The sequence below is a fragment of the Actinomyces oris genome (genome assembly GCF_001937665.1).
Classification (GTDB): domain Bacteria; phylum Actinomycetota; class Actinomycetes; order Actinomycetales; family Actinomycetaceae; genus Actinomyces; species Actinomyces stomatis.
The window spans coordinates 14,116-37,248 of sequence record NZ_MSKL01000022.1; the positions used below are offsets into that span (position 1 = coordinate 14,116).

The 23,133-nt window shown below is 69.6% G+C and carries 19 protein-coding genes, 1 tRNA gene and 1 pseudogene; 16 read left to right on the forward strand and 5 right to left on the reverse strand.

Going from position 1 to position 23,133, the window contains the following annotated elements:
* Nucleotides 1–69: 69 nt before the first annotated feature.
* Nucleotides 70–264, forward strand: a pseudogene (locus BKH28_RS14020) (helix-turn-helix domain-containing protein); the annotation flags it as partial.
* A gap of 73 nt (nt 265–337) precedes the next feature.
* On the opposite strand, the gene BKH28_RS08710 reads toward BKH28_RS14020, so the two are convergent.
* Nucleotides 338–411, reverse strand: a tRNA-Lys gene (locus tag BKH28_RS08710).
* 300 nt (nt 412–711) lie between these two features.
* Between BKH28_RS08710 and BKH28_RS08715 the strand changes: the two genes are divergently transcribed.
* The 7 genes from BKH28_RS08715 to pstB all read left to right on the forward strand — a co-directional run bounded on the left by BKH28_RS08715 (nt 712) and on the right by pstB (nt 10,107).
* Nucleotides 712–1,374: a hypothetical protein gene (locus BKH28_RS08715; RefSeq protein WP_075418431.1), complete on the forward strand. Its 663-nt coding sequence runs from the start codon at nt 712–714 to the stop codon at nt 1,372–1,374.
* A gap of 347 nt (nt 1,375–1,721) precedes the next feature.
* Nucleotides 1,722–4,604: an RNA degradosome polyphosphate kinase gene (locus BKH28_RS08720; protein WP_075418432.1), complete on the forward strand. Its 2,883-nt coding sequence runs from the start codon at nt 1,722–1,724 to the stop codon at nt 4,602–4,604.
* 12 nt (nt 4,605–4,616) lie between these two features.
* Nucleotides 4,617–5,645 (forward strand): NUDIX hydrolase, encoded by a 1,029-nt coding sequence (locus BKH28_RS08725; RefSeq protein WP_075418433.1) that lies wholly within the window; start codon nt 4,617–4,619, stop codon nt 5,643–5,645.
* 191 nt (nt 5,646–5,836) lie between these two features.
* Nucleotides 5,837–6,910 carry a phosphate ABC transporter substrate-binding protein PstS gene (gene pstS, locus BKH28_RS08730; RefSeq protein WP_075418434.1) on the forward strand — a complete coding sequence of 358 codons (1,074 nt, stop codon included), beginning with the start codon at nt 5,837–5,839 and terminating at the stop codon, nt 6,908–6,910.
* Nucleotides 6,911–7,014: 104 nt separating this feature from the next.
* Entirely contained in the window at nt 7,015–8,031 is a 1,017-nt protein-coding gene (gene pstC / locus BKH28_RS08735; RefSeq protein WP_075418435.1) for a phosphate ABC transporter permease subunit PstC, read from the forward strand.
* A gap of 1 nt (nt 8,032) precedes the next feature.
* Nucleotides 8,033–9,259, forward strand: coding sequence for a phosphate ABC transporter permease PstA (gene pstA / locus BKH28_RS08740; RefSeq protein WP_178388855.1), 1,227 nt, complete (start codon nt 8,033–8,035; stop codon nt 9,257–9,259).
* Between the two features lie 68 nt (nt 9,260–9,327).
* Nucleotides 9,328–10,107: a phosphate ABC transporter ATP-binding protein PstB gene (pstB, locus tag BKH28_RS08745; RefSeq protein ID WP_075418436.1), complete on the forward strand. Its 780-nt coding sequence runs from the start codon at nt 9,328–9,330 to the stop codon at nt 10,105–10,107.
* A 217-nt stretch (nt 10,108–10,324) separates the two neighbouring features.
* On the opposite strand, the gene BKH28_RS08750 is transcribed toward pstB, so the two are convergent.
* Nucleotides 10,325–10,996 (reverse strand): winged helix-turn-helix domain-containing protein, encoded by a 672-nt coding sequence (locus tag BKH28_RS08750; protein ID WP_075418437.1) that lies wholly within the window; start codon nt 10,994–10,996, stop codon nt 10,325–10,327.
* A gap of 195 nt (nt 10,997–11,191) precedes the next feature.
* Here BKH28_RS08750 and BKH28_RS08755 point away from each other — a divergent pair, with 195 nt between their 5' ends.
* The 6 genes from BKH28_RS08755 (at nt 11,192) to BKH28_RS08780 (ending at nt 16,120) form a co-directional block, all read left to right on the forward strand.
* Nucleotides 11,192–12,328 carry a hypothetical protein gene (locus BKH28_RS08755; RefSeq protein ID WP_075418438.1) on the forward strand — a complete coding sequence of 379 codons (1,137 nt, stop codon included), beginning with the start codon at nt 11,192–11,194 and terminating at the stop codon, nt 12,326–12,328.
* A 300-nt stretch (nt 12,329–12,628) separates the two neighbouring features.
* Nucleotides 12,629–13,366 carry an FABP family protein gene (locus BKH28_RS08760; protein WP_075418439.1) on the forward strand — a complete coding sequence of 246 codons (738 nt, stop codon included), beginning with the start codon at nt 12,629–12,631 and terminating at the stop codon, nt 13,364–13,366.
* Complete coding sequence (locus BKH28_RS08765) at nt 13,366–14,622, forward strand: YgfZ/GcvT domain-containing protein (protein ID WP_075418440.1); 1,257 nt, start codon at nt 13,366–13,368, stop codon at nt 14,620–14,622. Before BKH28_RS08760 ends, BKH28_RS08765 begins: the two co-directional genes overlap by 1 nt.
* Before the next feature lie 125 nt (nt 14,623–14,747).
* Nucleotides 14,748–15,155, forward strand: coding sequence for a DUF2516 family protein (locus tag BKH28_RS08770; RefSeq protein ID WP_075418441.1), 408 nt, complete (start codon nt 14,748–14,750; stop codon nt 15,153–15,155).
* On the forward strand, nt 15,155–15,583 hold the full coding sequence (gene dtd, locus BKH28_RS08775; RefSeq protein WP_075418442.1) for a D-aminoacyl-tRNA deacylase: 429 nt from the start codon (nt 15,155–15,157) through the stop codon (nt 15,581–15,583). The genes BKH28_RS08770 and dtd overlap by 1 nt, the downstream gene beginning before the upstream one ends.
* 30 nt (nt 15,584–15,613) lie before the next feature.
* Nucleotides 15,614–16,120, forward strand: a complete 507-nt coding sequence (locus BKH28_RS08780; protein WP_075418443.1) for a DUF3995 domain-containing protein — start codon at nt 15,614–15,616, stop codon at nt 16,118–16,120.
* 308 nt (nt 16,121–16,428) lie between these two features.
* Here the strand turns inward: BKH28_RS08780 and BKH28_RS08785 are convergent, their stop codons facing one another.
* Nucleotides 16,429–17,457, reverse strand: coding sequence for a threonine ammonia-lyase (locus tag BKH28_RS08785; RefSeq protein WP_075418444.1), 1,029 nt, complete (start codon nt 17,455–17,457; stop codon nt 16,429–16,431).
* 82 nt (nt 17,458–17,539) lie between these two features.
* Here BKH28_RS08785 and BKH28_RS08790 point away from each other — a divergent pair, with 82 nt between their 5' ends.
* Together BKH28_RS08790 and BKH28_RS08795 are read left to right on the forward strand one after the other, a co-directional pair.
* Entirely contained in the window at nt 17,540–18,457 is a 918-nt protein-coding gene (locus tag BKH28_RS08790) for a LysR family transcriptional regulator (protein WP_075418445.1), read from the forward strand.
* A gap of 53 nt (nt 18,458–18,510) precedes the next feature.
* Nucleotides 18,511–19,494 (forward strand): ribokinase, encoded by a 984-nt coding sequence (locus BKH28_RS08795; protein ID WP_075418446.1) that lies wholly within the window; start codon nt 18,511–18,513, stop codon nt 19,492–19,494.
* Between the two features lie 108 nt (nt 19,495–19,602).
* Here BKH28_RS08795 and BKH28_RS08800 read toward each other — a convergent pair whose 3' ends face one another.
* Both BKH28_RS08800 and BKH28_RS08805 read right to left on the reverse strand, forming a co-directional pair.
* Nucleotides 19,603–20,820, reverse strand: a complete 1,218-nt coding sequence (locus tag BKH28_RS08800; protein ID WP_075418447.1) for a hypothetical protein — start codon at nt 20,818–20,820, stop codon at nt 19,603–19,605.
* Nucleotides 20,817–22,985, reverse strand: coding sequence for an MFS transporter (locus BKH28_RS08805; RefSeq protein ID WP_256695581.1), 2,169 nt, complete (start codon nt 22,983–22,985; stop codon nt 20,817–20,819). Before BKH28_RS08805 ends, BKH28_RS08800 begins: the two co-directional genes overlap by 4 nt.
* Nucleotides 22,986–23,133 lie beyond the last annotated feature (148 nt).

Below are 23,133 nucleotides of genomic sequence, written 5' to 3' on the forward strand. Positions count from 1 at the left end.
TGAGGTAGAGTCAAGGCCATGAGGACAGCAGCGCGAGCAACGAACGCGGCCTACAACGAGGCGTTGGGTATGACCGTCAATCAGCTGCTCTTCGAGCATCGGATGACGCGCAAGGAGCTTGGGACCTACTTCGGAGTCACATCGTCTGTGATCACTCGCAAGCTGCGAGGCCAGGTCTCATGGAGTGCTGAAGAGCTGTCTCTTATGGCTAATCTCTTTGGGCTCAGCCTGGACTCGTTTGCGCCAGTTCGTTCCGAAGATGGTACGTGGGCGCCGGCGGCCTACGTCCCGGGCATGAAGAAGACCTCGGTCCCTTCCGGGGCCGAGGCCGGTGCGGTACCCCCTGTGGGGCTCGAACCCACGACCTTCGGATTAAAAGTCCGCAGCTCTGACCAACTGAGCTAAGGGGGCGTACCAACGGCCGGAAGCAGAGTCCAGACGCCGTCGGCAGGGGGCCAGCATAACCGGACAACCGACCGCCGTGTCGAACCGGCCGCACCGTCGGCCTCCGCGTTCCCGATGGTCTCGCTCATCCAACACCGCTCAAGACTCGTCGCGTCCCCCCGCCGGCAAGCCTCCGGGCTCCCTGAACCCGCCTCGCCGTCGGCCGGAAGTGAACCGGTGAAGGACGGGCTCCCCGCGCGCGAGACAACGCGAGACAATGGGGTCGCGCGTCGTCGCCGGCGCGCCCGCACCGCGTGAGGAGTCCCCATGGCCCGCCAGTTCCACCGCCCCGCCCGGCTCGACCCCGAGGCCGCCGAACAGATTGAGGGCAGCACCGACACCGCCGTCGCCTCCGAGCTCGCCCACCGCGCCGCCCAGGCCCTCATCGGTGGCTTCCCCGGCACCGAGACCGAGGATGACCCCATCACCCGCTCCGGCATCGTCGCCGCGGTCGCCACCAACGGCATCGACGACATCGCCGAGCTGTGGGCCGACTCCCCGGCCACCACCCTGCCCGGCACCCTGTGGCGCCTGTTCCTCGTGCGCGAGTGGATCCGCCGCGACCCTGAGCTCGTCGCCCGCCGCTACGCCACCGTCATCGATCTCACCGGTGCCGACGACACCGCGAACGCCCGCCTCGAGTCCGCCCTCGGCGAGGCGCGCCCCGTGCCCTCCCCAAACAACCTGCGCGAGCGCCTCGACGCCGTTCTGGCCGGAAGTGTCGAGGGCTCCGTCACCGAGATCGCCCCACTGCTGAGCGCCACCGCCGGATTCCTGCGCGCCCTGGCGGCCGGCTCCAACCCCGTGTGGATCGAGGACGACGCCGACGAGCTCGCCGACCGCGTCACCCGCCGCGACTCCGCCCTCCTGACCACCGCCGACGAGCTCACCGACGCCGCCCGCCGCGCCGCCGCCGGACTCCTCGACTGAGAGGGCCTTGCGCGGGGACTATCCGGGCGCGAAATGTCCAAATCGGTGACAAAGGCCCGAAGTAAGTGTGTGAAGGTAGATCAGAACCGCATGATTCCGCGGTTCTCTTGAAGGCGTGAAGAGTGCGCAAGCTCCTTTGTCACCGATTTGGACACGATTGGCGAGATCATGCGTGCTTCGTTGGACGAGACGTGGGGGAGCGCCCAGCGGGGTCGCATCCCAGGCGGCGGGGCGCCTATCAGCCGTGAGTCCCGAAGATCGGGCGGAAGCGGCGGCGCCTCACGTATTCGCCGAACCGGAGCGGATCACCGCCCCACAAGGCCGCCCGGACGTGGGACCATGTGGCCATGACCAACGACGCGCCCCACTCCGCCCCCACGCCGCTCTCCCGCTTCCTGGGCGGGTGGATGCGTCACCCCAGCCCCCAGGAGCCCGAGCAGGTGACCGACGACGCCGAGGTGACCGAGGCTGCCGAGACTGTCGAAGCCGCTGAAGCCACTGAGGCCGCCGAGTCGGCGGTCTCGCCCGAGGCCGCGAGCACCGACGGGCCGGCCGTCTCCGCCGAGGTCGCCGGCCCCGAGGCCGCCCCAGTGGCTCCCGGCGGGTCCTCCACCGGCGACGGGGCCTCCGAACGCGCCGAGGCCCCGGGGGAATCAGCCGCCCCGGCCGACTCGCATGGCTCCGATGACGCCGGCGACCCTGACGGCCCCGAGGGCGCCGAGGGGGCGATCGAGGAGGAGCACGTCATCGAGGTCGCCGACCCTCGCGACTTCGCCGATGACTCCGGCCCCCAGTACGAGGACGAGGACTTCGACGACATCGTCGACGGTGAGATGGCCCCCGCCCCCGGCCCCATCGGCACCGCGACCCCCGCCATCGCACCCTCCTCCATCACCTCCGCCAGCTCGCAGTCGGCCCCTTCCGCCGCCGAGGCCCTGGCGACTCCGTCGACCACGACGCCGGGGGACCGGGGCCTCTCCGCTCCCGGCAGCGCCACCAGCTCGGGCCATGCCGTCAGCCCCGCCAGCGCCGCCTCCTCGCTGAGCTCGGCCAGTGCCGCCGACGCCGCGGCCTCGGCCGCCTCCGCCGATACCGCCCAGGTGGATCCGGAGAGCCTCCTGCCGCCCCTGAAGTCCTTCAAGAACCGTTTCATCGACCGGGAGCTGACCTGGCTGGACTTCAACGAGCGCGTCCTGGAGCAGGCCGAGGACCACACCCTGCCCCTGCTGGAGCGCGCCTGGTTCCTGTCGATCTTCTCCTCCAACCTGGATGAGTTCTACATGGTGCGTGTCGCCGGGCTCATGCGCCGCATCAAGGCCGGCATCACCCCGGTGCGCGCCTCCGGCCTGGACGCCCACCAGGTCCTGGCCCAGGTCACCAGCCGCACCAAGGAGCTCACCGCCCGCCAGGCCGCCCTCTTCCAGGAGGACATCCGCCCCGCCCTGGCCGAGCGCAACGTGAAGATCCTGGGCTGGGACGAGCTCAACTCCGACCAGCAGGAGCGTCTGACCCGCTACTTCCGTCACCAGATCTACCCGGTCCTCACCCCGCTGGCGGTCGACCCCTCCCACCCCTTCCCCTACATCTCGGGCCTGTCCCTCAACCTCGCCGTCATCCTGCGCAACCCGCGCAGCGGCAAGGAGCACTTCGCCCGCATCAAGGTGCCCGACTCCCTGCCGCGCCTCATCCAGGTCCCCGGCCGCGAGCTGGACGCCGCGGACAAGGCGGCCGGCTGCGCCGTCATCCCCATCGAGATCGTCATCGGTCAGCACCTCGACCACCTCTTTCCGGGCATGGACATCCTGGAGCACCACCTCTTCCGGGTCACCCGCAACGAGGACCTCGAGGTCGAGGAGGACGACGCCGAGAACCTCCTCAAGGCCATGGAGAAGGAGCTCGAACGGCGCCGCTTCGGCGACTGCGTGCGCCTGGAGGTGGAGGACACCATCTCCTCCTTCACCCGCCGCTACCTGGTGCGCGCCCTGGGACTCAAGGGCGACGACGTCTTCGAGCTCCCCGCGCCCCTGGACCTGACCTGCCTCAACCAGCTCCACGACCTGGACATCCCCGACCTGAAGTACCCGCGCTTCGTGCCGGTGACGGCCGCGGGCCTGGCCGCCTACGAGTCCTCCTCCGCGCCGGACGTCTTCGCCGCCATGCGCGAGCACGACGTCCTCCTGCACCACCCCTACGACTCCTTCTCCACCTCCGTCCAGGAGTTCGTGGCCCAGGCCGCCGCCGACCCCAAGGTCCTGGCCATCAAGCAGACCCTCTACCGCACCTCCGGCGACTCCCCGATCGTGGACGCCCTCATCGAGGCCGCCGAGGCCGGCAAGCAGGTCGTCGCCATCGTGGAGATCAAGGCCCGCTTCGACGAGGAGGCCAACATCTCCTGGGCCCGCAAGCTCGAGCGCGCCGGCGTCCACGTCGTCTACGGCATGGTCGGCCTCAAGACGCACTGCAAGCTGCTGCTCGTCGTGCGCCAGGAGTCCGACGGCCTGCGCCGTTACTGCCACGTCGGCACCGGCAACTACCACCCCAAGACCGCCCGCGGCTACGAGGACCTGGGGCTCCTGACCTGCGACCGCGACGTCGCCCAGGACCTGACCACCCTGTTCAACCAGCTCTCCGGCTACGCCCCGCGCGCCCGCTTCCGCCGCCTGCTCGTGGCCCCCCGCGGCCTGCGCGACGGGCTTGTGGAGCACATCGAGCAGGAGATCGCCAACCACCGGGCCGGCCTGCCCGCCTGGATCCGCATCAAGGTCAACTCCATCGTCGACGAGACCGTCATCGACGCCCTCTACCGCGCCTCGCGCGCCGGGGTGCCGGTCGACATCGTCGTGCGCGGGATCTGCGGCCTGCGTGCCGGCGTCGAGGGCCTCAGCGAGAACATCCGCGTGCGCTCGATCCTGGGGCGCTTCCTGGAGCACTCGCGCATCTACGCCTTCGCCGGCGGCGGCCAGACCAAGCTGTTCATCGGCTCGGCCGACCTCATGCACCGCAACCTCGACCGCCGCGTCGAGGCCCTGGTGCGCATCACCGACCCCGCCATGGTCGAGGACCTCGAGTGGCTGGTCACCCACTGCGCCTCCGACGACGTCTCCTCCTGGCACCTCCAGCCCGACGGCTCCTGGCAGCGTCACCTCGTCGACGCCGAGGGCAACCGTCTCGAGGACATCCAAACCAGCCTCATGGCCCGGGCGCGCTCGCGCGTCAAGGGCCGGCACTGAGACGGCCGTGCCATGAGCTCGTCCAGCAGGAAGAACGGCTCGCGCGAGACCGTGAAGGCCGCCGGCGCCCTCGTGTGGCGTGAGAACGGCAAGCACCTCGAGGTGCTCCTGGTCCACCGTCCCCGTTACGACGACTGGTCCATCCCCAAGGGCAAGGTCGAGCCCTGCGAGTCCGTGCGCACCTGCGCCGTGCGCGAGGTCGCCGAGGAGACCGGCGTCCAGGTGATCCTGGGCCAGCCCCTCAGCCGTGTGCACTACAAGATCGCCGACGGCTCCCGCAAGAAGGTCCACTACTGGGCCGCCCGCGTCGCCCCCGACTCCTCGGCCGCTGTCGCCGCCCGCTGCGCCGTCGAACCCGCCTCCGCCAAGGAGATCGACGCCGTCGAGTGGCTGCGCGTGGGGCAGGCCCGCAAGCGCCTGACCTACCCCTACGACCGCGACCTGCTCGGCGAGCTCGTCGACCTGTGGGAGGACGGCAAGCTCGACACCTGGACCCTGGTCCTGGTGCGCCACGGCCGCGCCGTCAAGCGCTCCGTGTGGAACCGCCCCAAGGAGCGGGACAAGGAGACCGACGAGGCCACTCGGCCCCTGACCCACGACCAGGGCGAGACCCGGGCCCGCGCCCTCGTCCCGATCCTGGCCGCCTACGGGGTGGGGCGCGTCCTCACCAGCCCCTGGAAGCGCTGCGTGGACACGGTCGCCCCCTACGCCACGGCCGCGGGCCTGACCCTGGAGATGGCCGGGGCCTTCACCGAGATGGCCCACGCGAAGAACCCCAAGGGCGTGCGCTCCGTGGTCAAGAAGGTCCTGAGCGTGCGCGAGGAGCCGACGGCGCTGTGCACTCACCGGCCCGTCCTGCCCACCATCATGGACGTCGTCTCCCAGTACGCCCCCGGCAAGCTCCTGCGCTCCGTGCCCGACCGGGACCCCTGGCTCAAGACCGGGGAGATCCTCGTGGTCCACATGGCCCGCCGCCCCCGCGGCAAGATCCGCGCCGTCGCCATCGAGAAGCAGCGCCCCGTCCTGTCCGAAGGACGCTGACCGGAGCGCCGGCCGGACCTTCGGCCGGTGTACCGAGCTGCCCGGTGATGGTCCTCACAGAGGGTGTTTACCAACCGTTTACCCCGGTCACCCGGAACCTTCATCCGGGGTGCCTATCGTGACCGTTGCCTGACATTCACCCGGTATCCGACTGAACCCTCCGACACCCTCTGACTCAGCGAGGAGAGCCCGTGCTCCTGACCCGTCGCGGCGCCCTGGGCGCCCTGAGCGTGGCCACCCTGACCGCGCTGACCGCCTGCGGGCGCGACGCCGGCGCCGCCGACCCCAACGCCTCCAGCGACCTGGTGGGGCAGATCCGCGGCGCGGGCGCCACCTCTCAGTCCGACGCGCAGGACGCCTGGATGAACACCTTCATGGGCGCCAACCTGCGCGCCACCGTCGACTACGCCGGCGGTGGCTCCGGGGCCGGGCGCACCAAGCTCGTCGAGGGCGCCATCGACTTCGCCGGCACCGACACCCCCATGACCGTCGACGAGATCAGCAAGATCGGCGGCGCCGTCGAGCTGCCCCTCTACATCTCCCCGATCGCCGTGGCCTACAACCTTCCCGGCTTCACCGGAGAGTCCCACGTCAACATGACCGGAGAAGTCCTCGCCAAGGTCCTCTCCGGGGCCATCACCCGCTGGAACGACCCGGCCCTGGCCGCCCTCAACCCCGGCGTCGCCCTGCCCGACCAGCGGATCATCGTCGTGGGCCGCTCCGACGACTCCGGCACCACCAAGGCCCTGACCACCTACCTGGCCACCGTCGCCCCAACGGCCTGGCCCCACGAGCCCGAGGAGACCTGGCCGCTGCGCGGCGGCCAGTCCGGCGACGGCACCGCCGGCATGATCCAGACCGTCTCCGCGGCCACCGGCACCATCGGCTACGCCGACGCCTCCAAGGTCCCCGCCACCCTGGGCACCGTCGCCGTCGGCAGCAACGGGGCCTACGTGCCCGTCTCCGCCAAAGCCGCGGCCGCTGCCCTCGACGCCGCCACCCTGGGCGCCGAGGCCGACGAGACCCGCCTGCTCTACCAGCCCAGCCACGACACCGAGGGCGCCTACCCCATCGTCCTGGTCTCCTACCTCGCCGCCCGCCTGCGCTACGACGACGCCCAGATCGCCGCCGTCGTCAAGGCCTACCTGCGCTTCGCCGCCTCCACCAAGGGGCAGGACGCCTCCACCAAGGCCACCGGCTGCGCCCCCATCACCCGCCAGATGCGCGAGAAGATCAACGCCGCCATCGACAAGATCGCCGCCTGAGGCCTCCCGGCCGGCCACCACGACGCCGCCGCACCGAACCGCACATGTCCAGCCAGCACTCACCCGCCCAGCCGCCGCCCCAGACACCCCGAGGAGGGTCAGCCGTGGCCAGCACCACCGCACCGCCGTCGTCGCCGCCCCCAGCGGGCGCCGCGACCGCCTCCAGCAGCGCCGATGACGCCATCATCCAGCCCGGCAAGGCCCCCGGGCAGACCGGCAACCGGATCTTCACCGGCCTGTCCTTCGGCGCCGGCACCCTCATCATGGTGGTGCTCGCCCTCGTGGCCGCCTTCCTCATCCGGGAGGCGCTGCCCGCCCTGACGGCCTCGCGCGAGACCCTCGAGTCGGTCTCCTTCATGCGCGATCGCGGACTGTGGGGCTACGTGGCGCCGCTCGTCTTCGGAACGCTGCTGTCCTCGACCATCGCCCTGGGCGTCGCGGTGCCGCTGAGCATCGGCGTGGCCCTGTTCATCTCCCACTTCGCCCCGCGCCGCCTGGCCCAGGCCCTGGGCTACATGGTGGACCTGCTGGCCGCGATCCCCTCCGTGGTCTTCGGCCTGTGGGGCTTCCTGTGGCTGGTGCCCCTGCTCGACCCCATCAACACCTGGCTGAGCGACCACCTCGGCTTCATCCCGCTGTTCGCCGACTACACGGCCCCGGCCAAGAACATCACCACCGCCTCCCTGGTCCTGGCCGTCATGATCCTGCCGATCATCACCGCCACCATCCGCGAGATCTTCCTCCAGACGCCCACGCTCCAGGAGGAGGCCTCCCTGGCCCTGGGCGCCACCCGCTACGAGATGATCCGCCAGGCCGTCCTGCCCTTCGGCCGCTCCGGCATCATCTCCGCCTCCATGCTGGGGCTCGGACGCGCCTTGGGGGAGACCATGGCCGTCCTCATGATCCTCTCGCCCGGCATGGGTCTGAACCTCCGAGTCCTCCAGGCCGGCCAGCACCAGACCATTGCCGCCAACATCGCCTCGCAGTTCCGCGAGGCCTACGGCCTGAGCGTCAACGTGCTCATCGCCACCGGCCTGGTCCTGTTCATCATCACTTTCGCGGTCAACTCCCTGGCGCGGTGGATCATCGCGCGCCGCTCCGAGTTCTCAGGAGCCAGCTGACATGACGCCCACGAACACACCCGAGCCCACCGACGGCGCCGCCTCCAGCAGCGAGGCCTCCCGCCCCGTCCCGGCCACCGGTGCTGCCGGTTCAGCCGGAGAGACCGGTGCCCCCGCGCCCAAGTCCCTCAAGGCCGCGCTCGCGGCCGCCGAGGCCCCGGCAGCCCCCGTCGACCCGCTGGCCGACCCGCCCTCCATCGAGGGCGTGCCCCTGACCTCCTACCGCCTGCCCGACTGGTTCATCTGGGCGGCGCTGGGAGCCGCGTTCGTCGTCGTCGGCGGGATCGGCCTGCTGGCCGGGTGGAGCATCGCCGCCGTCGTCGCCCTGACCGCCCTGGTGTGGGTGGTGGGCGCCACCGCCGTGTCCTGGGTGCGTGAGGGCGAGCGCTGGGGGCGCAACACCCTGGTGACCCTCCTCATCTACCTGTCCTTCGCCGTCGTCATGGTGCCGCTGGTCTCCCTGGTGTGGATGGTCCTGTCCGGCGGCTCGGCCCGCTTCGGCTACGACTTCCTGACCACCAACATGCGCGGTGCCGACGCCTCCAACGGCGGCTTCTACCACGGCATCGTCGGCACCCTCCAGATCACCGGGATCGCCACCCTCATCTCCGTGCCCCTGGGGCTGTTCACCGCCGTCTTCCTCGTGGAGTACAACGGCGGCTGGATCGCCCGGGCCATCACCTTCCTCGTCGACGTCATGACCGGCATCCCCTCGATCGTGGCCGGGCTGTTCGCCTACTCGATCTTCCTCATCGCGGCCGGCCCCCGCTACCAGGCCGGCATCATCGGGGCCGTGGCCCTGAGCGTCCTCATGACACCGGTGGTCATCCGCGGCGTGGAGGAGATGCTCAAGCTCGTCCCCTCCCACCTGCGCGAGGCCTCCTACGCGCTGGGCGTGCCCAAGTGGCTCACCATCGTCAAGGTCGTGCTGCGCACCGCAGTGGCCGGCATCACCACCTCCGTCATGATCGCCATCGCCCGCGTCATCGGCGAGACCGCCCCGCTGCTCATCACCGTGGGCCTGACGATCCGCACCAACACCAACCCGCTGGACGGCTCCATGTCCACCCTTCCGGTACTCGTCTACGACCAGTACTCCCGTGGGGAGGCCGCCGCCATGGAGCGGGCCTGGGCAGGGGCGCTGACCCTCATCATCCTGGTCATGCTGCTCAACCTCGCGGCCCGCCTCATCTCCAAGTACTTCAGCCCCAAGGGCGGCCGGCGCTAGCCCGGCCGGAGCCGCAGCCCGCAGCGCCCCAGAGCCCTCAGCAGTCCTCCTCAGGTAAAGGAACCGACGTGTCCAAGCGCATCGACGTCATCGGCGAGAACATCTACTACGGCGACTTCCTGGCCGTGAAGGACGTCAACGTCGTCATCGAGCCCAAGTCCGTCACCGCCCTCATCGGCCCCTCCGGCTGCGGGAAGTCCACCTTCCTGCGCACCCTCAACCGCATGCACGAGACCATCCCCGGCGCCCGCGTCGAGGGCCAGGTCATCGTCGACGGCGTCAACCTCTACGGCCCCGGCGTCGACGCCGTCCAGGTGCGCCGCGCCATCGGCATGGTCTTCCAGCGGCCCAACCCGTTCCCCACCATGTCCATCGCCGAGAACGTCCTGGCCGGCGTGCGCCTCAACAACCGCCGCATCAAGAAGTCCGACGCCGACGACCTGGTGGAGGCCTCCCTGCGTGGGGCCAACCTGTGGGACGAGGTCAAGGACCGCCTGGACCGTCCCGGCCTGGGCCTGTCCGGCGGTCAGCAGCAGCGCCTGTGCATCGCCCGCGCCATCGCGGTCAAGCCGGCCGTCCTGCTCATGGACGAGCCCTGCTCCGCCCTGGACCCCATCTCCACGCTCGCCATCGAGGACCTCATCTCCGAGCTCAAGGCGGACTACACGATCGTCATCGTCACCCACAACATGCAGCAGGCCTCGCGCGTGAGCGACATGACCGGCTTCTTCAACCTGGAGGCCACTGGCAAGCCGGGGCACCTCGTCGAGTACGACTCCACCGACAAGATCTTCTCCGCCCCCAGCCAGCAGGCCACCGAGGACTACATCTCCGGCCGCTTCGGCTGAGGGGCGAGGAGGGATGAGGACGTCGGGCCGGAGAGCGCCAGTCGGCGCGAATGCCGCTCGCGGCGGCTTGAGTTGGAGCCCGGGGCCCGTCACGGCCCGACGCCGCCCACGAGTCTACAGGTCCGGGCTCCCGGCCGTCCCGGTGTCCGCCCAGTGAATCCACCCGGTGGTCGGGAGAGGTGCCTGACCCTCCCGGTCTTCTCCGGGGCCGGTGCGCTCAGGCGTCCTCGGGGGCGTCCAGTCGGTAGCCGACGTTGCGCACCGTGCCGATGAGGTTGTCGTGCTCGGTGCCCAGCTTGGCGCGCAGACGACGGATGTGAACGTCCACCGTGCGCGAGCCGCCGATGTAGTCCTCGCCCCACACCTCGTGCAGGAGCGCGTCACGCGTCAGGACCCGTCCCCGGTTGGCGGCCAGGAACTTCAACAGCTCGAACTCCTTGTAGGTCAGGTCCAGGATCGTGCCGCGCAGTCGGGCCGTGTAGGCGGTGACATCGATGACGAGATCGCCCACGTCGATGCGGTCGTCGTCGGCCTCGTCCACGACCGGGACATGGGCGCGCAGCAGCCGCAGTCGGGCCGACAGCTCGGCGGGCTTGGCGCCGGCCATGACGAAGTCGGCGGCGCCCCAGTCGATCTGCACCGCAGCGGCGCCGCCCTCCTCCACAATGAGGATGATGGGCGGGCAGTCCATGGGGCCGGTGAAGAGCTGACACAGAGCGCGAGCACGGGTCAGGTCCCCGCGCGCGTCGATCATGACGACGTCGGCGTTGTCCACCTCCGCGTAGGACGAGGGGGTCGGGGCGAGGCACTCCACCTGGGAGTCGAGGAAGGCGGTTGCCGGCAGGACGTCAGTGGCGTCACTCTCACGAGTGAACATGATGATCCGCATGGCTGCTCCTTCCATGGCTCTCGACCTGGACTCGCTGGTTCAGTCGAGATGACCAGCGGCGAGACTGTTGGGACAAGTCAACCACACCTGATCGCAGGCGAAATCCCGGAGGCGGCAACTGACCGGATACTGACCATCCGGGAGGATGCTGGGGCGGGGCTGGAGAGGGCGCTGCGGCCGCCCGGGTGTGGGACGATGCGTGCTGTGACTACCCACCACCGACGAGCCAAGCCGGCCGCGCGCACCCGCGGAGCCTCCCGTGTCTCCCGCGACGACTCCCATGCCGCAGCCGTTCCGATGGCCGCCGGCGGCGCGGCGGACTGGGCCAGCGTCATCGGCGTAGGCGACTCCGGCGCCTCGGCCGGGCGGACCGGATCGGAGTCCGCCTCGCGCTCGAGCGGGTCGGGTCCCTCCGGTGAGCCGAACGATTCCTCCGGTGCTCCGGCAACTGCCCTCTCAGCGGACTCGGGTGACACTGCCGACCTTGCTGAGGACCTGGGCTACGCCACTCGCCGCGCCTCCAACCGCCCCAAGGAGCCGGGCCTGGTGGATCCGGCCTGGACCCGGCTCGCCTTTGCAGGCGTCGTGCCTCTGCTGCTGGCGGTCGGCTCGGTGCTGCCCGGATGGGTGAGGCTGGCCCTTGTGGCCGCCCTGGTGCCGGCCGCCGCGCAGGGCTGGCCCGCACTCGTGCGCGCCCGGCACGATCTGGGCGGCACGATCGTCATGACGATCACTGGACTGTCGGCCGCCGCCAGCGTCTACCTCCTTGGAGACATGGGGATGGCGGGCCTGGTCATGGCCTTCTCGATCCTGGTGGCCTTCGTCGGCCAGATGCTGCGGCGCGACGGCCGGCACAACCTGGTCGAGGACCTGTCCGCAACGGTGGCCGGCTGCCTCGTGTCGGTCTCCGGGTCGGCCTGGTGCGCCCTGGAACCGGGGCTGGCCGATCCGGCCATCGTTGTGCCCACCTGCCTGGCGCTGTTCGTCGGTGCCGTCCTGACCGTCCTCAACGTGCGCGCCCGGATGCTGGAGGCCCTCACCGTCACGGTTCCGGCGCTGTTCGCCGGCGGTGCCGGCTACGTGCTGGCCTCGGCCGGCTTCTTCGGCCTGTCCCACATCAGTGCGACGGCGGCCCTGCAAAGCGCCGTGGCCTGCGTGGCCGTCGGTTTCGTGGCGGGGGTTCTCATGGCCGCCGGCAACCGTGTCCTGTGGACCCACCGGTGGGTGCCCGGCGGACGGGCGGCTGTGGCCTCCGCACTCGTGCCGATCCTGTCGGTCGGTGTGCCGGTCTACGCCATCGCCCGCCTCCTGGGCGGTTTCCTCGCCGGCTGACGGCCGCCGCCCAGCCCCGCGAGGGCCCGACAACCCGCATCAAGGCGTCCGAATGTCCAAATTGGTGACAAAGAGACTCCGAGGCCCTGCGGTCAAGCGAAGGAACCGCGGAATCATGCGGTTTCATCTGGCGCGCTCAGCGCTCTTCACCGCTTTTGTCAACGATTTGGACACTGCGGCGCCGATCCTGCCCGGATCTGCGGCTCCGGACCGCGCCGGACACTCGGGGCGCTGGCGGATCCGTGCGGCCCGGGCGGGCGGCGCGTGTCCCGGGCCGGGGTGACGTCGTAGGCTGCGGGCATGGCATTCACGCTTCCTGACGACCTGCCCCCCGAGCTCTACCCGCTGGCCTGGCTGGCCGGCACCTGGCGCGGCTACGGCATCCTCACCTACGGCGAGACCGTGCCCGAGCAGGCCGTCTACCAGGAGATGACCTTCGACCACGACGGTGGCCCCTACCTGCGCCAGACCACCACCATCTGGACGGTCGACGCCACCCGCTCCAAGAACCTCGACTTCGAGATGCCCGGCCTCCAGGGCGCCTCCCTCCTGGCCCCCGCCCAGATCTGGTCTACCGAGACGACCTACTGGCGGCCCGTCGGCCAGGAGCAGCCCGACGGCGCAGACTCCGCCGAGACCACCGGCCCGGCCGACACTGAGAGCGCCGGCGGTCCGCTCACCCCCATCACCCGGCTCGAGCTCGTCTCGGCCGACCCCGCCGGTCACGTCGGCGTCTGGGAGGGCTGGATCCAGGGACCGCGCGCCCAGGTCGGCACCCAGGCCGTGGGGCGGGCCCGTACCGCCGTCCCCGTGGAGGAGATGACCCGCATGTTCGGGCTCGTGGGCGGCGACCTCATGTGGACCCAGGACATGGCCGCCTTCGGCCAGAGCGAGGTGAGCACCTACGCCTCTGGGCGCCTCGGCCGCGTCGACGACGTAGACGATCCCGCCGCCCAGCCCGGCTCCGCCCTCGAACCGGCCGGCGAGTCCTCCGACTCCAACACGCCCGCCTCCGACGACGCCGAGCCGACCGCCTGATGCGCCCCTCTCCGCTGCTGACCCGACCCGGCGCCGTCGCCTCCGCCCCGGACGACCCCGACCAGGCCGTTCCCGCCCATCTCGGTGACCCCGGTCGCGAGCAGGCCGCCCTGGCCGAGGGGCGCGCGGCCTGCGCCCTGGCGCGCGACGTTGTCACCGTCACCGGGCCGGACCGCCTGAGCTGGCTGACCACACTGTCCAGCCAGGTGCTCACCGGCCTGGAGCCCGGCGACGGCGGAGCGGAGACGCTGCTCCTCGATGCCCAGGGGCACATCACCCACGCGCTCGCGGCCCTCGACGACGGCCGCACTCTTTGGCTCGTCACCGAGGCCGGCAGCGGCGAGGAACTGGCGACCTTCCTGGACTCCATGCGCTTCATGCTGCGCGTCGAGGTGACCGAACGGCCCGACGTCATGGCGTTGGGCGCCCTCGGGGAGGGGCTTGAGGCCCTGGCCCGGGCGGCGCGCGACACGGCGCCGGACTCGCCGGCCGCTCCCGACTCCTCCGACGCTCAGGCCGGCGCCGCCGAGACCGGTGGCGCCGAGCCTCAGGGCTCGCTCATCGGCCTGTGGCGCGACCCGTGGCCGGGCGTCGTCGAGGGCGGCACGAGCTACGACGTCGGAGAGGACCGGCCGCATCCCGGCCAGGAGTATCGGGGCGGTCTCGTCCTGGTGCCCGCCCAGAGCGTGAACGCCGTGGCGGGGACCTTCCTCACCGCCGGGAAGGGACGGCGCCTGGCCGGTGCGCTGGCCTGGGAGGCCCTGCGCATTGAGGCCGGACGTCCCCGCCGCGCCCGCGAGGCCGACGCCCGCGCGATCCCCCACGAGCTGGACTGGCTGCGTACGGCCGTGCACCTGACGAAGGGCTGCTACCCGGGCCAGGAGACGATCGCGCGCACCCTCAACCTGGGCCGTCCTCCGCGACGCCTCACCGTGCTCCAGCTCGACGGCCTCGTCGGCGACCTGCCCCGGCCGGGTGCGAGCGTGCGCATGGGGGAGCGGGTCGTGGGCGCCGTGACCTCCGTGGCGCGCCACCACGAGCTCGGTCCCATCGCCCTGGCCCTGCTGCGCCGTGCCGTTCCCGTGGATGAGCAGCTGACCGTGGAGATCACCGAGGTCGACGAGGCCACCGGAGAGTCCGTCACCGTCGGCCGGGTCGACGCCGCCCAGGAGGTACTGGTCTCCCCCGAGGGGCGCGCCCAGGCCAGCCCCGCCGAGCGGCCCGGTGCCGGACTGCGCAAGGGCCTGCGGCTCTGACCGGTGCGGTCGGGGGCCCGGCCCCGGGCGCTCCCGGGCCGGCTGCTGCATGAGGTGTCAACTGTTCTCGCTGGGCGTGGCCGTCGCTCTGGGATCGGTGACCCGCGACCGGTAGCCTGGGATGCGTGAGCGTCCTCTATGCTGTGTCATTCTTTCTCTCCGAGGCGGTCAGGTGGACCTGGATCGCCGCCCAGGCCGTCTCCCTCGTCATGGGAGTCTGGGCGCTGATCGACTCTCTGATGCGGCCCGCGGAGCACTACGCGGCGGCCGGCAAGAACACCAAGCGATTCTGGAACGCGGTCAACGCGGTGGGCACGGCGGTTGTCGGCCTCCTCGGCGCGGCCTCGATGTTCGGCCTGCTGGGCGTCGTGGCCAGCGCCGTCTACCTGGTGGACGTGCGCCCCGCCCTGCAAGCGCTGGCGCCGGTGCGAGTGCGCTCCTCGATCCGCATCCCAGGGCGGGCCTCGCAGCGCCGGCCGGGACGCGGTGGCGGCGCAGGTCGCGGCCCGCGCGACTGGAGCACTGGTCGCTGATGCGTGCGGTCATTCAGCGGGTCAACCGGGCGGCGGTCCGGGTCGACGGCGAAGTGGTTGGCGAGATCACCCGCCCCGGCCTCATGGTTCTCGTGGGGGCCACACATGACGACGGCCCCACGCAGGTGGCCACGGTGGCCCGCAAGATCGCGGACCTGCGGCTCCTGGAGGACGAGCTCTCGGTGACCGACGCCGGAGCGCCCGTGCTCGTCGTCTCCCAGTTCACCCTGTACGCCGATACCCGCAAGGGTCGGCGCCCCACCTGGAACAAGGCGGCCCCCGGCGAGGTGGCCGAGCCCCTGGTGGAGGCTGTGGCCGAAGACCTGCGCGGGCGTGGCCTGGAGGTGGCCACCGGCCGCTTCGGTGCCGACATGAAGATCGACATGGAGGCTGACGGCCCGGTGACGATCCTGGTCGAGGCCGAGTAGTTCGGGGAGGCCGCAGAAGGGGGCGCTGAGATGACGGGACGCTCACGGGCGGTGGTCATCGCCATGATGCTGTGGTGGGCCTTCTTCGGCTGTGTCAGCGTGTCCTGGGCGCTGGGCTCCCCGTGGCTGGTCGACACGGTCCTTCAGGGTGAGGGGCTGAGGCTCGCCCAAGAGCGGCCCACCTGGTTCGTCGTGGTCGTCCTCGTCTCCGGGCTGGTGAAGCTGGGGTTCGTCGTCTTCGGCTTCGCCCTCCTGCGTCCGGATGTCATCAGGGTGCCGCGCTGGATGCGCCTGGCCTTCGGCTGGGTCTCGGGAGCCCTACTCGTGGCGTACGGGGTGGTCGGCTCGGTGCCGGCGATCCCGACGATCTTGGCGGGAGAGCCGCTCTCCCACTATGGATGGTGGCGGCTGGTTCTTTGGATGCCTCACTTCTGGATGGGCGGGATCCTGGTGCTGGCTGCAACGATCGCCTACTTGCGCTGGAGCCGGCCCGTGGCTACCGGCTCTGCTGTGCACGCGGTCCCTGCTGGGCGATAGCTCCCGCGGCGAGTGTCCACAGCGCTGACATCAGGCCGCCGACGTCGTCGACCCGGGTTTTGGAACCGCGTGATTCCGCGGTTCTCCCGATGGTGCCGGCCGGCCGAATCAGTTGATGTCAGCGCTGTGGACACTTGTGGCCGCGGCATGGCCCGGTGAGTCTGGTCGGCGCCGTTGGCGCACGGGGGAGGGCCGGGTATGCGCCCCCGACTGCGCTTCCCGGCCCTCACTCGAGTGTCACTCGGCCGGCAGTCCCGGCTCAACGGGGAGTATTCCCCAACCGGCTGTCAGGTATGGGGTGGACGGGTTCAGCAGTTGAGGGTGGCGTCAGTGCCGACGGTGGTGTCGGTGGCGGAGATGCCGGCGAGCTCGTGGTCGTCGGCGTTGCCGCCGGTGCAGACGATCGCACAGGGTCCTTGGCGGGCGGGGTCGGCCATGAGTCCGGCCAGGCTCGCGGCCCCGGCGCCCTCGGCCAGGGTGTGGGCGTGGGTGGACATGAGGCCGACGGCGCGCTGGATCGCGTCGTCATCGACCAGGATGAAGTCGTTGAGGCTGCGGCCCAGCACGGACTGGGTGAGGGCGAAGCTCGCCCCGACGGCCAGGCCCGCTACGCGGGTGCGACTGTGGACGGTGGTCGGCTCCCCGGACGTCCAGGCGCGGTGCGCGGCCGGGGCGGCGCTGGACTGGACACCGATGACCCGGCACTCGGGGGCCAAGACGTCGCGCACGAGGCAGGCGCCGGCGGCCCCGGAGCCCGAGCCGACCGGCGCGTAGACGGCCCGCAGGCCCGGGTGGCGGCGGAAGAGCTCGAGGTAGACGGTGGCGTGCCCGAGCACGATCGCCGGCTCATCCCCGGGGGAAACCATGCGCATCCCCTCGGCCAGAGACAGGGCCTCGGCGTGGGCCAGCGACTCGCACATCGTCTCCCCCTCCACGACGACCCGAGCCCCCAGCGCGCGCACCGCGGCCACCTTGCGGGCCGGCGCGCCCACCGGGACGACGACGGTCACGGGGACCTCGCTGCGGGCGCCAGCCCAGGCCAGGGACTGGGCGTGGTTGCCGGTGGACGCGGTCACGACGCCGCGGCGGCGCTCCTCGGGGCTGAGCGCCGCCATGAGCGCCACCCCGCCGCGGACCTTGAAGGCGCCAGTGGGCTGGATGTTCTCGTGCTTGACCACGACCTCCACCCCGGCCTCGGCGTTGAGCAGTGGGTAGGACCAGGCGGGAGTCTCGGGCAGGGCCCACGAGACGGCCTCGTAGGTACGCAGGACGGCGTCGAAGTCGAAAATGGTCCGGGTCGTGGCGGGTGCCTGGGGCAGGGTGTCGGTCGCGGTCATGGCTCCATGATGAGGGCGACCGGAGTATCGGTCCAATGAATGTTTTGACGAATACCCATCGATTCAAGACATACTTGGTGGCGTGATCGATGTGCAGCAACTGCGGGCCCTCGTGGAGCTCTCCCGCCTTGGAACCGTCTCCGCGGCCGCCGAGTCCCTGGGGTTCAGCCAGTCCACCGTCTCCCACCAGCTCGCCGCCCTGTCTTGCGCAACCGGCGCAGTACTGCTGACACGGGCCGGACGCGGGGTGCGGCTCACCGAGGAGGGCCGGGCGCTGGCGATCCGGGGCCAGGAGGTCCTCGACCTGCTGGATCGCACCGAGCGCGAGGTCGTCTCCATGGCGCAGGCGGAGTCGGGGCGGGTGCGGCTGGCCGCCTTCCCCTCCGCGGTGGCCTCCCTGGTGCCGGGGGTGCTCGACGTCGTCGGCCAGCAGTATCCGGGCCTGGAGGTCGAGCTCGTCGACGCCGAGCCGCCCGAGGCCCTCGACGCGCTGCGGCGCGGGCGAGTGGATGCGGCGCTGTCCTTCTCCTACATCGACGACGACGCCGGTGAGGGGCTTCACGCCGAGCACCTGTTCGACGACGTCCTCTATCTCGTCACCCACCCCGGCGGCATCACTCGCATCGCCGACGGCGCCCAGTGCCGGTGGGTGACCGGCTGCGCGCGCTGCCACGAGGAGCTCATCGCCGTGGGGCGGGCCAACGGCTTCACGCCCGAGACCGCCTACGCCTCCGACGACTACGTGGCCGTGCAGGCGCTCGTCGCTGCCGGGGTGGGGGCGGCCCTGCTGCCCGGGATGGCGCTGAGCGCCTACCGGCACGAGGGGGTCCAGGTGCGGCCGCTGGCCCGCGAGCAGCGGCGCGTCGAAGTGGTCACTCGCGCCGAGCAGCCCCGGCCGCTGGCCATTGACGTCCTGGTGGATGCCTGCCGGACGGCGACCCGCCGCACGAGCCTGCGCCGACCCGCGGTCAGGGCCGGCGGGAGTGCTGCCTCTCGGTGAGGTGTGGTGTGATGGGGCGTGTATCCGTGCTGCATCGCAGAGAGGAATCGGGAATGGGGGCTGGTGTACGAGCCGTCCTGGGTGACGTATCCGGCGAGGTCGCCGTCTTCGGGTCGCTCAACGCTGATCTGACGGTCCGAACGGAGCGCTTCCCCAAGCCCGGAGAGACGATCAGCGGGGAGGACCTCGTGATCCTGCCGGGAGGCAAGTCCGCGAACCAGGCGGTTCAGGCCGGTCTTCTCGGCGCTCGCGTGAGGATGATCGGGGCCGTCGGAGGGGACGGTCATGGCGACCTGCTCATCGAGTCCCTCCAGCGCGCCGGCGTGGACACCGCCGCGGTCCAGCGCGAGGACGTGGCCACCGGCACCGCCATCATCACCGTGGACTCCACGGGGGACAACACCATCGTGGTGTCTCCCGGAGCGAACGGAAAGGTGGATGTCTCCACGGCGCAGCGGCACCGCGGCGTCATCGGCGAGGCCCGAGTGCTGGGGCTGTGCATGGAGGTCAGCCCCGAGGCGGTGGAGGCTGCGGCCCGCATCGCCCACGACGCCGGCACCCGCGTGGTCTTCAACAACTCTCCGTTCCACCCCGTCCTGTCCGCCGGGCTCCTGGAGGCCATTGACGTCCTGGTCGTCAACGAGCATGAGCTCGCCGACATGCTGAAACCGGGTACGAGCGACACTGCGGCCGAGCCGGAGCACGAGCGAGGCGACGACGCCACGGACTGGGGTGATTGCGCAAGGAGACTGGCAGCGATGGGGATCCCCTCCGCGGTGGTGACCCTGGGGGGCCGCGGATCCATAGTGATCGAGGGGAAGGAGATCACCCCGATCGATCCCTTCCCGGCCGACGTCGTGGACACCACCGGAGCCGGCGACTCCTTCCTGGGCACGCTGCTGGCGGCGCTCGCTGCGGGCGCTGGGCTCAAGGAGGCGGCTGGTGCGGCCTCGGCCGTCTCCGCCTTTGCGACGACCTCGGTGGGGGCGCAGGCCTCCTACGGGGACATTGCCGCAGTCGAGCGGCAGTTCGGGTGAGCACAGCCTGACGAGCGAGGCGAGAGAGCCGAGGTTGCTCGCGGTGGCAGCAGGATGCTGTGCGCCTCAAGGTTCCGGTGACAGGAGACTGGCCCGCCGGCCCGCGCCTCATTCGTCCTTGAACTGCTCGAGGTTCTCGGTGTGCGGGTGGCCGTCATCGGTGGCGCTGAGCCAGAAGGCGGGCTTGGACTCCGTGGAGCCCTTCCCGTTGGGGACGTCCTGTTTGACGAGCAGTCCGGGGCCGGTGGATACGCCGCGTTCAAGAACGGTTTTTCCGGTGATGTCGATTGTCTTCTTGATGCTGGGATTGACGAGTTGCTGTTCAACTGCCTCCCGGGAGGGACTGAGTGACTTCCGCTCGTCCTCTGATGCCGCCTTCGAGCGTTGCTGAAAATCGCTGGCTGCTTTGGGGTTTGCGAACCGGCGGATCCAGCCGCCGGGGTAGACCGCAGTAGCTCCGGAGACACTCTCGGTCGTGGACCCATCGATGCTGGTGAGGGAGATGGTCGTCAGCCAGCATCTATCGAAGCAGTTGTCTGGGAGGAGGTTGGGTGCGAGCGTGAGGTTCTCCCGGGTGGCACCCACCAGCCACTTGTCGCTGGGGACGGAGGAGGGTCGAGCGCTCGTGTCTGTCAGGGAGAAGATGTTGATGGTTCCCTTCCCGGAGTCGGCCGGGAAGTAGTTCTGAGCGGTCTCGACGGCGAGGGTACTGTTGGTGAGGGCCTGCCCCAGGATGATCCCGGAGACTGTGTCGTCCCTGACCGTCTTGCCAGTCTTGGTGTCAAGGACAACGATATGCGTGCGTTGATCGGCTGCCGTCTCTCCTGCCTGCTGCTCGGCGGGAAGGAGGATCAATGACAGGTGGTGTCCGTCAGGACTGACGACAGTGCTTCCCGTCGATGACCGTCCCGTGTGTTTGTGAAGCGGATTTTGGGCGCTATTTCTGTATTCGGTTCTCTCTTGGTCGGCGACTTCGGGCTTGATGGAAACCGCCCACTGGAACTTATCGGTGGAAGGATCTCGACTCACCACGGTGGTCGTCAGTCCTCCGGAAGTGAAGCCTATCCTTCCGGCTACGTATGATGTGTTCATGGTGACGACGCCACTGGCGGTTGACAATGGTCTATTGTCCATGTTGCCACTTGAATCCTTCGGCTTGGCAGCATCTGCTTCCTGCTCATTGAGGGAGGAGACGACGAGTCTTTGAGTGTCCTCCCCAATGTTGCATGAACCGATGGTGAGCGCGAGCGTCACAGTTGCGGTGAGTGCTGACAGTCGCCGGAGCATGGAAGACGTGCGGGGACTCAGAGGATGTGCGACTCTCATTCCTGTCCTCCTGCGACTCCGAAGATCCGATAGGTGTCTCGGCATCTCTGGCCGTCATCCTTTGGTCCGGCACTGCAGTGTCCGTAACCTATGCTAGTTGTGTTGAGGGTAACGATGGTGGCGCCAGGCGTCCGTATGGCCTTTACTCGTCTATAGGAGTCGACGCCTCTGGAGAATAGCGGCTGGGCCGGTGTGTTGAAGTAGTCTGCCAGTTCGCGGGGTGACTGGAATGTGGAACCAGGTGTGATGGGAATGGTGGTGCCGGGTGAGTCGTCACCGGGACGAATGACGAGTGTCGCGAAGGTGGAGCCGTCGTCGGCTGATACTTCAACGATCCCAGTGCGCGCACTGGCGAGGCTCCGATCCTGTGACGCCGGGGTGACTGTGCGAGTGGAGGGGTCGAAGACTGCCGCGGCCCGTGTATTTTCGTGGGGACGCTTGAAAGCTGCGTCCGCAGTGATAGCGGGGTAGGTGACGATGCTGTCTGAGAGGTGCGATGCCTCCGTATTGATCCCCGAGGTCGCTCCTAGGGAGAAGGTTGTGGTGTCGGCGCTGTTGACCTTGGCCAGTGCGTCCAGGCTGATCGCTTCAGCTATGGGGCTACCCGAGGAATCAATCTCGCCGGTGTAGCGGGCACCCCAGCCTTCGATGAAGGAACTGAAATTGTTGACGACCCCTTCCTCGAAGGTAAATTCTGACAGGATTTGTTGAACTTCGACCTCGGCGGTGGGATCGTTCTGAGGGCAGACCGTAATGGTTATTGCTGCCTTCTTCACTCCGGACGGGGTAACTTCGGCGGTGTGGTCCTCGTCGTAGTCCAGGATGAATGAGGCGTGTCCGGCAGGACCGGAGTAGTACACGCCGGACCTCTCCGGGAGAGTCCACATCTTGGCTCCGTCGGTCAGTGAGAAGGCAGTATCCTCGTCGAGGACCGCGGAATCGGTCAGCTGAAGATTGCCGGCGGTACTCTGATGCTCGAAAACGATTCTGCCGGTCAGAGAATCGAAGACCAGGGTGATAGCGGCTTCCCCCTCTTGAGGAGATGCAACGAATCTGGGCAACTTGATTCGAGTGGCCACGTACTTCCTGTCAGGACTGGTGATGAGTTTAGGGCTGTCGGAGTAGCTGTTGGGGGCGAATGTGGCGCGCTTGCGCTCGTAGCTCCACAGGACGCTGCCGTCCTTGGAGTTGAGCGCCATGATGCCGTCGTCGGTGAGGAAAATGGGGCCGCCGGCGCCCGCAGCGGTGGTCAGCTCGGTGGAGGATATCTCCTTACTCCAGGAGGCCTTCGGCGCCAGCGACGTGGGTGGCGCTAGTGAGACGTCGGCGGTGGCCTTGGCGATGACATGGTGGACCGGGTTAATGAGTGCCCATGTTCCCGCGATGACGGAACCAAGTGTCAGTGCTGGGGCAATGACCAGGGCCGCGAGGTACCTGCGCGTGCGGTGAGGTACCCGCACGCGCTCGTACCGGGGGAGTCCATTGTCGGTCTTCTCTCCCGTCTTGCGCTGGAGAGGAGCCCAGCGGCTCGGGTCATCGGGATCGCTGCTACCTACCGCGGTGCTGCGCAGGTAGTGCAGGAGTGGTCCGATGCTCAGGAAGAGCGTGGCTGAGAGCGCCACTCCAGTCAGGGTAAGGAGGAACAGGACGGAGAATCCTGTCTCCTGGTAGGTGTCCCACCACGCCAGTATCAGGGATGCTGAGGTCATCACGCCCAGGGCCGCCATGATCGTGGTCAGGATCGTCACCAGGACGGGGCGCTTCTTGTCCCTTAAGGTGAGGGACGGCCAGGCCAGTATCCCTCCGACGATCATGCAGATTGTCAGTGCTGAGACCTTGTCCGGGATCAGGTCGCCAGTACCAACGAGCCCCCGGCGCAGCACCAGAGTGGTCACTGCGAACACGACGCCGCCGATGAGTCCGCCCCAGCGCAGGGCGCGCAGGGTGAGGACACCGCGCGGTGGGAAGGGTTCGTCCTCGCTGTCGCCGGTGTCGGTCGCGGCCTGGCTGGCCTCAGTGGCATCGTGGTCGGCGCTGTCCTCGGTTTCCCCCGTGTCCGGCTCTTTCGAGGTCTCGTCGCTGAAGGCGGCTGCGCCTGGCTGGTTGCTGGGATCGATGCCGGGCTGATCGTTGCCGTTGTCGTCGGTATCGGGCATGGGAGGCATGAGCCTATTGTGATGACCCATCCGTGACTATGTCAGGTGTTTGCGAGGCCATCACTCGGATGGACGGGCCAGGTGGAGCACTCCAGCGGGCTGGACTACTGGTGCTGCGTCGGTCGCTCCCACTGCGGCGACGCTCTGGACAGAGACG

Bases quoted from the DNA above. Each gene is read 5' to 3' on its own strand.
- BKH28_RS08715 (WP_075418431.1), top strand. From the start codon at position 712: ATGGCCCGCCAGTTCCACCGCCCCGCCCGGCTCGACCCCGAGGCCGCC.
- BKH28_RS08720 (WP_075418432.1), top strand. From the start codon at position 1,722: ATGACCAACGACGCGCCCCACTCCGCCCCCACGCCGCTCTCCCGCTTC.
- BKH28_RS08725 (WP_075418433.1), top strand. From the start codon at position 4,617: ATGAGCTCGTCCAGCAGGAAGAACGGCTCGCGCGAGACCGTGAAGGCC.
- pstA (WP_178388855.1), top strand. From the start codon at position 8,033: ATGACGCCCACGAACACACCCGAGCCCACCGACGGCGCCGCCTCCAGC.
- BKH28_RS08750 (WP_075418437.1), bottom strand. From the start codon at position 10,996: ATGCGGATCATCATGTTCACTCGTGAGAGTGACGCCACTGACGTCCTG.
- BKH28_RS08755 (WP_075418438.1), top strand. From the start codon at position 11,192: ATGCGTGCTGTGACTACCCACCACCGACGAGCCAAGCCGGCCGCGCGC.
- BKH28_RS08760 (WP_075418439.1), top strand. From the start codon at position 12,629: ATGGCATTCACGCTTCCTGACGACCTGCCCCCCGAGCTCTACCCGCTG.
- BKH28_RS08765 (WP_075418440.1), top strand. From the start codon at position 13,366: ATGCGCCCCTCTCCGCTGCTGACCCGACCCGGCGCCGTCGCCTCCGCC.
- dtd (WP_075418442.1), top strand. From the start codon at position 15,155: ATGCGTGCGGTCATTCAGCGGGTCAACCGGGCGGCGGTCCGGGTCGAC.
- BKH28_RS08780 (WP_075418443.1), top strand. From the start codon at position 15,614: ATGACGGGACGCTCACGGGCGGTGGTCATCGCCATGATGCTGTGGTGG.
- BKH28_RS08785 (WP_075418444.1), bottom strand. From the start codon at position 17,457: ATGACCGCGACCGACACCCTGCCCCAGGCACCCGCCACGACCCGGACC.
- BKH28_RS08795 (WP_075418446.1), top strand. From the start codon at position 18,511: ATGGGGGCTGGTGTACGAGCCGTCCTGGGTGACGTATCCGGCGAGGTC.
- BKH28_RS08800 (WP_075418447.1), bottom strand. From the start codon at position 20,820: ATGAGAGTCGCACATCCTCTGAGTCCCCGCACGTCTTCCATGCTCCGG.
- BKH28_RS08805 (WP_256695581.1), bottom strand. From the start codon at position 22,985: ATGCCTCCCATGCCCGATACCGACGACAACGGCAACGATCAGCCCGGC.